Raw genomic sequence first — 10,831 nt, 5'->3', positions numbered from 1 at the left:
CTCCAGAACGAGGTCGTCGTCGACTGTGGCGGCAATCCCGGCAGCGGTGGTGTCGAGGCGGCGGCGCGGCGCGTGGCCCCCGGCGGCACATTGACCATCCGCGCTTCGGGCGGCCCCTGCGTCGGCTGGTTGAACATCGACAAGGCCATGACCATTCGTGGCTCGGGCAGCTATGCCGGGTCGGTCACGCTGCAGGCGCCGCAGGGCCTGCCCTGCATCACCGTGGCCCCCGGCGTCCGCGCCGTGATCCAGGACATCGCCCTGGCCTCGCCCACAGCCGGTGACGCCCCCTGCATCAGCGGCGAGGAAGCGACGATCGCGCTGGACCGCGTCTCGCTGCGCCACGTCGGCGACGAGGCGGCCATCCTGGTGCGCGGCGGTGTGCTCGACATCCGCTCCAGCTCGATCAACGCCCAGACCACTGGCCCCGCCATCCTGGTCGACGCCGGCACCCTGACCGCCGTGGGCCTGAATGTCGTCAACGCCCAGTCCGGCGTCGAGATCTCGCCCGGGCCCGGCGGCCCGTCCAGCCTGACCAACGTCTTCCTGACCGGCGAGCACAATCCTTCCAATTTCGGCCCCCGCGCCATTGGCGTGAACGTCCGCTCGCGCCGCGAACTGGGCGAGCTGTCGATCGTCAACAGTCGCATCTGCGGCTATGGCGAAGGCGTCGCCGTGGACGGGGTCCGCGTCACCATCCAGGGCTCGAAGCTGTGCCTGGCAGACAAGGGTGTCGTCGTCTATGGCGGCGAGCTGACCCTGACCGGCTCGCGCGTCCGCGCCCGCTATGTCGGCGTCGTGGCCCAGGCTGGCCGCGCCGTGGTGACCAACACCGCCTTCTCTGGTGTCGAACAGATCTTCTTCGCGGACGCGCGCGGTGACATCGATGCGCGTGGCAACTCCCTGTGGTCGCGCGGCCGGGAATGCTCGCCCGAGTTCCGACCCGAGTATCGCGGTCGGTTCGTCCCCTTCTGGCGGCGCGGCGAACAGGGCTTCGAGTGCCAGCAACGCCCCTATCCGCAGTCGTGGTGGGCCGAGGAAGAGGGGGCCCTGGGCATCGCCTACGTCAACGACGCCTATGTCGTGCCGGGGTTGAACCGCTTCAACGCCGGCTGCGGCTGGTACGACCAGCGCGGCACCTTTATCGACGACACCCGCTACTGGGGCGAGGCCCGCTTCGGCCGCCGCAATCCTCCGCTCCCCTTCGCCAGTGACCCCCGCTACGACCGCCGCTGGGTGCGTGACCAGGAGCGGCTGCGTGAGCGCTCGTGCGAGGCGACGCCGAGGCCCTACTGAGGCAGGGTGGTAGGCGAGGAGGACCAGTGGTTCGCACCTGATATCAGACACTTAGCCGTGTCTAACCGGCCGATTGGCCTGTAGCCGAATCAAAGACTTAGCTTTGCCTGTCTAACCCTCACGGACCAGGAGGAAAGGACCAGAGGCACCGAGGGTCGTACCTGGAGAGCCTTGCAGGCAAACTTCAAAGAACAGCCCTCCAGGCGCGGCGACGCCCCGCCGGAAAGCGGACTCTCGTAGAGTCTGCTATGGGGGGGAACCGGACATTGCTTCGTCTAGGCTGGCGACTTGAACAGCGTCACCGGCACACCATTGCCTAACCCATGGTCTCATCTGAATGTCGATCAAGACCACAAAAGCGTCGGATGGCGGTGTTCAAGGTGGCCTTTGGATCGCAGTGCTTCTGGGAGCGGTCCTCGTTGGTCTTTTCGGCTCTTACGGTGACGCGAACTCATCGACTGGACGAGTAACCAGTGTCGGTCTTACGGGCGCAAAAGGGGTTAGGCTCACTGCTGCGGTTGAAGTGGACGGGCGCAACACGAGAGTCCGAATCCCGGACCAAAGCTCATGCAGGCCGGGTCAGAAAATCTCTCTGAAAAGGGTGCGAACCGTGATTGGCAGGCGCTACCGGGCGGATGACAGGCCAAGCCCATGTTTCGACTAGCCAATGGCGACCGACTTAGTAAATCCAAGGTCCGCAACGGGTCGAACCCGGTCAAAGGCACCGCCCCGGATAGCGGACGTGCTGGATGGCTGTCAGGGGTGGGAAGGCGACATTCGCGTCGTGCGGAGCTAGGCTTCAATCATGCCGACGACTCGAGAAAGTATTGTCGCCCAGATCGACAGCGAGTTGTCCCGTCTCACGGACGACAACGCAAAGCAGGCCGTCCTACATAGGCGTGTCGATCCGCGCCCGATCACCCTTGATTGGGAGTACGGAACTGCCGGACAGCAGTTCGATGGGTGGGTCGTGTTCGACCACGAAGCAGAGTCAGATACTTTGATCGTCTACTGCGAGCATGGATTCGGCCCCACGTTTCCTTGGGGCTTAGTCTTCGCCTCCGCCCAAGATGGAAGACGGTCGATGGGCATGGACAGCGGATGGTTCAGTTCATTCATGGATGCGTTCTGGGACTCACATGCGGCGACGTCGCTCACGCGAAGCAGACTTTCCGAAAGTCTCTGACGGGTCGAAATCCGTCGAAGGCATCACGTCGGAAAGCGGACATGCTGGATCACCGTCAGGGATGGGAAGCCGACTTTGGCTTTGATACCGTCCGCCCATGATCACCGAGCCAAAAATCGTGTTGTCACTGCCCCTATCGGACAAGGCACTTCTTCCTGCTTTCGTGGAGGAATGCCTAGCTGAGAACGTGTCGTTGATCGCGGTGGTTGGCCAAGGTTGCGAGCAGGTGGAAGACGAGATTGACTGGCTCATTGTGGGCGACGCCTCGGACCCCACTCGGTTTGTGACCACCTCCAGCCACCCCGGCGAAACGCTCGAGGAGGTTATTGAGTTCGCGACGACATGGTGGGTTTCCGCTGACGGACCGACAAAGGTTGTCCGTATCTAAGGGCCGCTTTGGGTCGAAAGCGGCCGACAGAATGCGGTCAGAAAGCGGACATTGACCCGGGTGACTCCAAGGGCGGCACTACGAGTTTGACAATGGCCACGTAAGTCATTGTTATAATTCAGGTAAATTGAGGTAGTGGTAGGCGAGGAGGGACTCGAACCCCCAACCAGACCGTTATGAGCGGTCGGCTCTAACCATTGAGCTACTCGCCCCCGTGTCCGCGCGCGGGAGAGGCGACGGCCTAGCAGGACATGGGTCTGGCTGCAAAGGCGCCGCGAACCTGTCGGCGATGTCACGGCGATGAACGCTCCCTGACAGAGGCACCGCCACGCCGTTCAGGCGCGATCGGCCAAGGTTCGGACATGGCGGCGGGCGACAAGCGCGCCGTCCGGACCACGTCTCTTTCAGGAGCCCCCATGACACGATCCCTCGCCCTCACCGCACCCGGCCTGCGCGCCCCCTCCTTCCGCGTCCTCGCCCTCAGCGGTGCCCTGATGGCCGCGACCGCCATGGCCGCGCCGGCCCACGCCCAGTCCAGCCAAGGCGGGGCCACCGGCTCGCAACCCGTCCAGAGCACCATCCAGATGATCCAGACCCAGCCCTCGCTGAACCTGTCGGCCACTGGCGAGGTCAAGGTCGCCCCCGACATGGCCACCATCACCTTCGGCGTCGTGACCGAGGCACCGACCGCACGCGAGGCCATGTCCCTGAACGCCGCCCGGATGACCGAGGTCGCCACGGCGATGCGTCGCGCGGGCCTGGCCGAACGCGACATCCAGACCTCGGGCCTGAACCTTCAGGCGCAATATGACTACGTCGAGAACCAGCCGCCGAAACTGCGCGGCTATCAGGCGACCAACCGCGTCACCGTGACCATCCGCGACCTGACCAAAGTGGGGACCACCGCCGACGCCGTGGTCGCGGCCGGGGTCAACCAGATCGACGGCATCGCCTTTGGCCTGCAGGACCCCAAGGCGGCTGAGGACGAGGCCCGGCGCATGGCGGTGACGGCGTTGCAATCCAAGGCGCGGCTCTATGCCGAGGCTCTGGGCGTGACGCTGGGCGGCATCCGCTCGCTGAACGAGGGCGGAGGCTATCAGCCACCCCAGCCCATGCCGATGTTGTACGCCCGCGCCGCCATGGCCGACAGCGCATCGACCCCGATCTCGGGCGGCGAACTGTCGGTGAAGATCGACATCACCGGCGTCTATGACCTGAGATAGGCGAACAAAGTCCGGTCCCTGCGGAGCCGACCGCAGGGGCCGGGCGTTGCCGTGGGCGGCCTGGCCGTGATTAATCAGGAGACGATGATGACCGACGCCCAACGCCCCAAGGACCGTACTACCGAGACCGAGAACCAGCGACCCGCCGGTGACGGCGAACCGCCCCGCCCCGCCACCGAACCGCGTGGTTCCGAAGGCAGCTCGAACTCGGGCGAGACCGCCACCGACCCGGCGACAGGAGAAGAGAACGGGTGAGACTGACGACCATCCTTCTGGCCGCCGCCGGACTCGGCGCCCTCGTGGCGCTGAGCATGGCATCGACGGCGCGCGCGCAAACGCCCAAGGCGGCCGAGCCGTCCCTGCCCTCGGCTGCGGAACGTCCGGCGACCAGCTCCGAGGCCTGTCCGGTCAGCGCCGACAGCCTGACCCTGGCCGGCGACGGCCTGGTCCGCAGCCGGGCGGCGGTGGCGCGCAATCGTCTGTCGATTCTGGCTGTCGGGTCGTCGAGCATCGAGGGGATCGGGGCCAGCCGGGTCGAGCTGGGCTTCGTGCCCCTGCTGCAATCGGGCCTGCGCACGCGGCTCCCGACCGTGGCCATCAATGTCTGGAACCGCGGCGTCGGCGGCGAGACCGCGCGCGAGACGGTCGACAGGCTCGAGGCGGAGATCCAGCGCTATCAGCCCGATCTGGTGATCTGGCAGCTGGGCACCAATGACGTGCTGCGGGCCCGGCCGTGGAACGACATCATGGCCGACATCCAGCGCGGCGAGGCGATCCTGGCGCGCTACAATGTCGATGTGCTGCTGGTGGACCCCCAGCGACTGCCTGAGAACGCGGTCAACTTTCCGGGCCGCAATCCGCTGCTGGACGAGACGGCGCGGCTGATCGCGGTAGAGGGCAGCCGGATCGGCTATGCCGTCCAGCGCAGGTTCGAGGCCATGCGAGACTGGGGCCGGTTGAACCGGGGCGGCATCGGCCCGGACGACATCCACATGAACGACGACGGCTATGCCTGCTGGGCCGCGATCACCGCAGAGGGTCTGGCCCAGGCCGTCGCGGTGCCGACGACGGAACGCATCGCCCGCTGAACAGCTTGATAGGGCCAGTCCGGCCTTATCCGAGTGTTTTCATGCGCCTGCGTCCCCTCCACCTCGCCCTGCTTGTGACCGCCGCCCTGCCGCTGGCGGCCTGCGGAGCCAACGATCCGACCGAGGGTGCCAAGGCCGGCGGCAATCCACCGGTTGCATCCGCACAGGTTCGGGCCGCACCGGGCCTGTTCACCCCCGACCAGATCGAACAGGCGATGCCGAGCGCGCAGCCGACTGCTGTCCCGACGACACCGGCCCCGGCGTCGCCGAACGGCCAGCCTGCGGCTACGCCGCCCGACCCCGCCATGATCCGGTTGCAGGTGCTGCTGGACCGGTCGTCCTTCTCGCCCGGGGTCATCGACGGCCTGCACGGCGAGAACGTCCGACAGGCCATCGCCGCCTATCGTGAGGCCAGGGGACTGGGGACCGGCGACGCCGTCGACGCAGCCCTGATCCAGTCCCTGGCCACGACCGACGCCCAGCCCGTGATGACCGAATACGTCCTGACCCCGGCCGACGTCGGCGGACCCTTCAGCCCGCCCCCGGCCGGCGAGGACCTGTCGGCCCAGGCCGCCCAGGGTACGAACTTCTCGACCGCCCGCGAACGGATCGCCGAGCGGTTCCACATGTCCGAAGATCTGCTCCAGGCCCTGAACCCCTCGGTGGATTTCGCCCGCGCCGGGATGGCCATCCTGGTCCCCGCCCTGATCGACCGCCCCCTGCCCCAGGTCGCGCGGATCGAGGTCGACAAGGCCGAGAAGGCGGTCAAGGCCTATGACGCCGCCGGGACGCTGGTCGCCTTCTATCCGGCGACGATCGGCAGCGGCGACAACCTCTCGCCGTCGGGAAACCTGACGGTGACGGGCGTGGCGCCCGAGCCCGACTATCTCTACGACCCCTCGCGCCTGACCTTCGGCAAGGGCGAGCGGGTGAGCGTGCCCGCCGGGCCGAACAACCCGGTCGGCAGTGTCTGGATCGACCTGTCGCGCGACACCTATGGCATCCACGGCACGCCCGACCCGTCCAAGATCGGCAAGACCGCCAGCCACGGTTGCGTCCGCCTGACCAACTGGGACGCCGAACAGCTGGCGGCGGCGGTCAAGCCGGGGGTGGCCGTCCGGTTCGTCTAGACCGGTGCCCCCAGCGCCGTCCCGCCCCAGAACTCGCACTGGTGGCGGCTGAAGAAGGTCTCGTCCATCCGGTCTCCGGCCGGGTCGAAGACCTTGACCGGGTCGCCACCGGTCACGACGCGCGGCCAGTCGGCCTCGAAGCCGTCGCGCCCAAAACCGGCCCAGAGTGCCATCATTCGCTCAGACAGGGCGCGCTGGTCCGCCGTCCACGCGCCGGTGTCGGCGAACAGCCAGGACGTCCCGAACACATAGGTCGCCTCCGACGCATGATAGGCCCCCATGTCCAGACCGGTGATCCAACTCGGCAGCCGTATCGGGGCGCGCCGGTCGGCGAACTCATAGCCGTACGTGGGCACCCATTTCGACAGCACCCGCCGTAGCGCGTCGGAGGGGCAGGCGAACCGGCTGTCGGTGAAGCTCTGGGCAATCGCCACGGCGGGGCCTTCGGGGCCGACCGGATAGCGGTCCAGCACGCGTGGGCCGGCCTCGCCGTACAGCCACAGGGTCTCGTCGGCATAGCGATCCATGTCCCGCACCTCGACGGCGAACAGCCGGCCTTCGTCCAGGTTGGTGCCGACGATGACAGGGGTGCGGACGAACCGGCCGGTCGCGAAGGCCTCGGCAGGGCTGATGGGCACGAGGGCGTCACCGTACACCGGCCCCCACGATCCCGGCCCGTTGATGCCCGAACGGGTCGAGGCGGCGCGGGCTAGGGTGCGGGCCGGCAGGCGGCGCAGGCAGGCGACTGCGTTCTCACCCGTACAGCCAAGACGTTCGGCGAACAGCCGACCGGGCTCGAGCTGATCGGCAACGGCGTTCAGCGACGACGGCTCCAGACACGGCCCGGACTGCAGGATCACGCGGCTGTGGAGCCCCTGTGACGACGGCGCGGCCATCAGGTAACAGGCGCTCCAGGCGCCGGAGCTTTCGGAAAACAGGGTCACGTCGCCGGGATCGCCGCCGAAGGCCGCGATATTGGCCTGAACCCAGCGCAGGGCCGCCTGCTGATCCATCAGGCCGTAGTTGCCGCCTGGGCCATCCTCGAAGCCCGGATGGGCCAGCCACCCCAGGGCGCCCAGCCGGAAGTTGACCGTGACCACCACCCGGCCCTGCTCGCGCGCCAGACGGCTGGGGTCATAGTTGGCCCCGGCCCCGATCGTGAAGGCCCCGCCGTGCAGATAGACCATGACCGGACGCGGCTTGTTAAGGCTTTGGGCGCTGGCCTCGGCCGGGGCATAGACGTTGACGAACAGACAGTCCTCGACCCCAACCACGATCCCGCCGCCCCCGCCGAGCACCGCCTCGCGCCCCAGGGCCTGGGTGCAGTCGGCGCCGATCCTCTGGGCATCGCGAATGCCGGTCCAAGGGTCGGCCGGTCGGGGGGCTCGCCAGCGGTGGTCGCCCGTCGGGGGCGCGGCATAGGGAACGCCGAGGAAGGCCTGAACGCCGTTGCCCTGGACACCGCGCAGGGTCCCGGAATGGGTTGTCGCCAGCACCGGCCGGGCGTCGGCGGCGAAACGGACGTGATGCGCCATCCCAGGATGCGTGATGCAGCCACCGAGCAGGAGGAGGAGAAGCAACGCGACCCCTCTCCCATAGGGAGAGGGCTTGAGCGCACGGCGGCGAAGCCGTCGTCCTGGCGCGAAAGGGTGAGGGGCGTGTCGGTTTGAGTGAGCCACGGTCATGACATCGCTGTTGTTCGCATCGCCAACCGGCAGGGGCTCAATGGAAACACCTGATCCCCTCACCCTTTCGCCTTGCCGATCGCTGCGCTCCCGGAGGCTCAAGCCTCTCCCGGTGGGAGAGGGAACCCTATGCTCGATCCATCGCCCGCCAGCCGATGTCCGAACGGCTGAAGCCGCCGGGGAAATCGATCTTGCGGATGGCGGCATAGGCGCGCTCGCGGGCCTCAGCGATATCCGCCCCCTCGGCGCAGACGTTCAACACACGCCCCCCCGCCGCCGCGAGCTGGCCGTCCGCGCGGCGCTTCGTGCCCGCGTGGAACACCTGCACGTGCGGTCCGAAATCCTGTTCGGCGCCGCGGATGATCGAGCCCTCCAGCGGGCTGTCGGGATAGCCCCGCGCGGCGATGACCACACAAATCACCGTGCCGGGCTTGAACGCCGGCACCGGCAGTCCCGACACATCCCCGCGCGCGCAGGCCAGCAGATAGGGCACGATGTCGCCGGCCATCCGCATCATCAGCACCTGGCATTCCGGGTCGCCGAAACGGGCGTTGAACTCGACCACCTTGGGCCCCTCGGTTGTCGCCATCAGCCCGACGTAGAGCACCCCGCGATAGGGCGCGCCCTCCGCCGCCATGTGCGCCATCGTCGGCTGGACGACCAGACGGTCCGCCGCCTCGACCAGTTCGGGCGTGAAGACGGGCGCGGGGGAATAGGCGCCCATGCCGCCGGTGTTGGGGCCGGTGTCGCCGTCGAAGGCGCGCTTGTGGTCCTGGGCCCCGCCGAACAGCACCGCCCGCTGTCCGTCGCACAGGGCGAACAGCGAGCCCTCCTCCCCGTCCATGAACTCCTCGATCACGACGCGGGCCCCGGCCGTGCCGAACCGCCCGCCCAGCATCCGCTCGATCTCGGCCTCGGCGTCGGCCTTGTCGGGGCTGATCGCCACCCCCTTGCCGGCAGCCAGACCGTCGGCCTTGATCACATAGGGGGGCTTGAACACCGAAAGCGCCGCCTTGGCATCGGCGACCCGGTCATAGACGCCGTATCCGGCCGTGGGGATCTCGTGCCGCTCCAGAAACGCCTTGGAAAAGGCCTTGGAGCTTTCCAGCTGGGCGGCCTTCTGCGTCGGCCCGAAACAGGGAATACCCGCCGCCGCCAGCCGGTCGGCCAGTCCTGCCGCCAGCGCCGTCTCGGGCCCCACGACGACCAGATCGGCGCGGATTTCCCGCGCCAGCGCCGCCAGCCCGTCGGCGTCGTCGGCCTTCAGGCCGGGACGCAGCTCGCCGAGCTTTTCCATGCCCGGATTGCCGGGCGCGATGACCAGCCGCTTCGTCAGGGGCGACGCGGCGATTTTCCAGGCCAGGGCGTGTTCACGCCCCCCCGATCCGACCAGCAGGATGTTCATGCCCGGCCAATGGCGGCGATGACGCGCGGGGTCAAGCGGGGGTTGGGTTCAACCCGCATCTCCTCCCCGTCGCGCAGCGATGGGGAGGTGGATCCGAGCCTCTTCAGCGAGGAGACGGAGGGGCTCCCAAATCAGATGCGGTGCGCGCGGTGAGAGCCCCGCCACCACTTCGTGGTCGATGGCTCCCCATCGCAAGTGCGACGGGGAGGAGACGACACTATCGCTAACCTTTCGTCATCCTCCGGCAAGGCGCCGCTTGGCGGCGCAGACCGGGGGACCCAGCGGCGCGCGAGAGCGCGAAACTGTCACGCACACACCACGTCTGACATCATCCCTGAACAGATCGCCTTCGGCGCCGCTGGGTCCCCCGGTCTCGCTACGCTCGCCGGAGGATGACGGGAAAATTCAGAACTCGCCAATCGACCCCGGTTTGAATATCAGAAGGAATTTATGTCTTGGGCTGGGCTCAGTCCCGATCGGCCAACTCAGTTATTGCGTCAAAATATGAGACAGGGACAGTAAACCTAGCAACATCCTGGCTGCGACTGGACTTCAATTCAAAGTTCAAATGCCCAGCCCGAGCGTGCTGTGCGATCTCCGAAGGCGTGATCGAAACAGAAAAATACTCGTTGGCAATGCAGCCCGCAGGAGACTGACAGTCCCCTCCAACTTCGTTTGGACCATCGATGTAGCCCGCAGATGTACCGTCATCAAAGACCGCTCTATCATAAAGACGCCAAGGCCTTCGATAAGTCGAGACACCAGATATTCTCAACTCTCCGCCAACTGCATTGGTATCGTGCCGACTGATGTAAATCGTCCCTATCGGGGTTTCGATGTCGGGTGAGTAATATTCAATACGCCTAGCGGCCTCGACATATTGTATGACCACGATCACGCCATTGCTGGCGGTTGCTTCCTGACTTGGAATCGATAAGCCCAAGATTTTGGCATCCCAAGGCGATATCTGGCCCGCCGGAGCCAAAGACAAAGCGGTCACGATGGCGGGGGTAATCCAACCCATCAGTCAGCTAACTCCCGAACAGAGGGTGATTTCAGATAACAATCTGGAGCAGCTAATCATTGTGCTTAATTCATCGCCATCACCGCATAGACCCCCACCCCCAGCATCGCGATCAGCCCGATCACCAGCCAGGGGCTGATCGCCGGGCCGGCGCTGCGGCGCTGGAGGTCGGTTTCGCGGGGGTCGCGGTCGTCGGGGTCGGAGGGGTCGGCCATTTCCCGACGATAGCGAAAGCCCCCGTTTCCGCCAGTGCCGACGCGCGTTACGGTGCCGCATGAGCCCAAACCCTTCTGACGATTCCTATATCTTCGAGGGACCGGCCGACGCGCCAGCACCCGCCCGCGACAACAACCCGCCCCAGACCATCACCGAACTGGCCTTCGCGCTGAATCGGACGCTGGAGGAC

The 10,831-nt window shown here is 66.7% G+C and carries 11 protein-coding genes and 1 tRNA gene; 7 read left to right on the top strand and 5 right to left on the bottom strand.

Annotated features, from left to right (window positions below; translation table 11 throughout):
* The 3 genes from JHC99_RS14095 to JHC99_RS14085 all read left to right on the top strand — a co-directional run.
* A partial coding sequence (locus tag JHC99_RS14095; protein ID WP_292155026.1) for a hypothetical protein occupies window positions 1-1,296 on the top strand: 1,296 nt, incomplete at its 5' end.
* An 805-nt stretch (window positions 1,297-2,101) separates the two neighbouring features.
* Window positions 2,102-2,482 (top strand): hypothetical protein, encoded by a 381-nt coding sequence (locus tag JHC99_RS14090; protein WP_292155025.1) that lies wholly within the window; start codon window positions 2,102-2,104, stop codon window positions 2,480-2,482.
* A 97-nt stretch (window positions 2,483-2,579) separates the two neighbouring features.
* Entirely contained in the window at window positions 2,580-2,870 is a 291-nt protein-coding gene (locus tag JHC99_RS14085; RefSeq protein ID WP_292155024.1) for a hypothetical protein, read from the top strand.
* Window positions 2,871-3,006: 136 nt separating this feature from the next.
* Here the strand turns inward: JHC99_RS14085 and JHC99_RS14080 are convergent.
* Window positions 3,007-3,082: transfer RNA gene (locus JHC99_RS14080), tRNA-Ile, on the bottom strand.
* Window positions 3,083-3,286: 204 nt separating this feature from the next.
* Here JHC99_RS14080 and JHC99_RS14075 point away from each other — a divergent pair.
* The 4 genes from JHC99_RS14075 (at window position 3,287) to JHC99_RS14060 (ending at window position 6,311) form a co-directional block, all read left to right on the top strand.
* Complete coding sequence (locus JHC99_RS14075) at window positions 3,287-4,093, top strand: SIMPL domain-containing protein (protein WP_292155022.1); 807 nt, start codon at window positions 3,287-3,289, stop codon at window positions 4,091-4,093.
* A gap of 87 nt (window positions 4,094-4,180) precedes the next feature.
* Entirely contained in the window at window positions 4,181-4,348 is a 168-nt protein-coding gene (locus JHC99_RS14070; protein WP_271146831.1) for a hypothetical protein, read from the top strand.
* The gene (locus JHC99_RS14065; RefSeq protein ID WP_292155020.1) at window positions 4,345-5,181 is read left to right on the top strand and encodes an SGNH/GDSL hydrolase family protein; all 837 of its coding nucleotides are present in this window, start codon (window positions 4,345-4,347) and stop codon (window positions 5,179-5,181) included. Before JHC99_RS14070 ends, JHC99_RS14065 begins: the two co-directional genes overlap by 4 nt.
* 41 nt (window positions 5,182-5,222) lie before the next feature.
* On the top strand, window positions 5,223-6,311 hold the full coding sequence (locus tag JHC99_RS14060; protein ID WP_292155019.1) for a L,D-transpeptidase family protein: 1,089 nt from the start codon (window positions 5,223-5,225) through the stop codon (window positions 6,309-6,311).
* Here the strand turns inward: JHC99_RS14060 and JHC99_RS14055 are convergent.
* The 4 genes from JHC99_RS14055 to JHC99_RS14040 all read right to left on the bottom strand — a co-directional run bounded on the left by JHC99_RS14055 (window position 6,308) and on the right by JHC99_RS14040 (window position 10,640).
* Window positions 6,308-7,846: a carboxylesterase family protein gene (locus JHC99_RS14055; RefSeq protein WP_292155018.1), complete on the bottom strand. Its 1,539-nt coding sequence runs from the start codon at window positions 7,844-7,846 to the stop codon at window positions 6,308-6,310. The two genes, JHC99_RS14060 and JHC99_RS14055, sit on opposite strands and share 4 nt — an antisense overlap.
* A 277-nt stretch (window positions 7,847-8,123) precedes the next feature.
* Complete coding sequence (gene purD / locus JHC99_RS14050) at window positions 8,124-9,401, bottom strand: phosphoribosylamine--glycine ligase (RefSeq protein ID WP_292155017.1); 1,278 nt, start codon at window positions 9,399-9,401, stop codon at window positions 8,124-8,126.
* Between the two features lie 466 nt (window positions 9,402-9,867).
* The gene (locus JHC99_RS14045; protein ID WP_292155016.1) at window positions 9,868-10,425 is read right to left on the bottom strand and encodes a hypothetical protein; all 558 of its coding nucleotides are present in this window, start codon (window positions 10,423-10,425) and stop codon (window positions 9,868-9,870) included.
* Between the two features lie 65 nt (window positions 10,426-10,490).
* The gene (locus JHC99_RS14040) at window positions 10,491-10,640 is read right to left on the bottom strand and encodes a hypothetical protein (protein WP_292155015.1); all 150 of its coding nucleotides are present in this window, start codon (window positions 10,638-10,640) and stop codon (window positions 10,491-10,493) included.
* Between the last annotated feature and the right edge of the window lie 191 nt (window positions 10,641-10,831).

Source organism: Brevundimonas sp., from assembly GCF_016463485.1.
In the GTDB taxonomy this organism is placed as follows: Bacteria; Pseudomonadota; Alphaproteobacteria; order Caulobacterales; family Caulobacteraceae; genus Brevundimonas.
The sequence above is the reverse complement of the archived record's forward strand: the minus strand, read 5'-3'. Positions and strand labels throughout refer to the sequence as shown.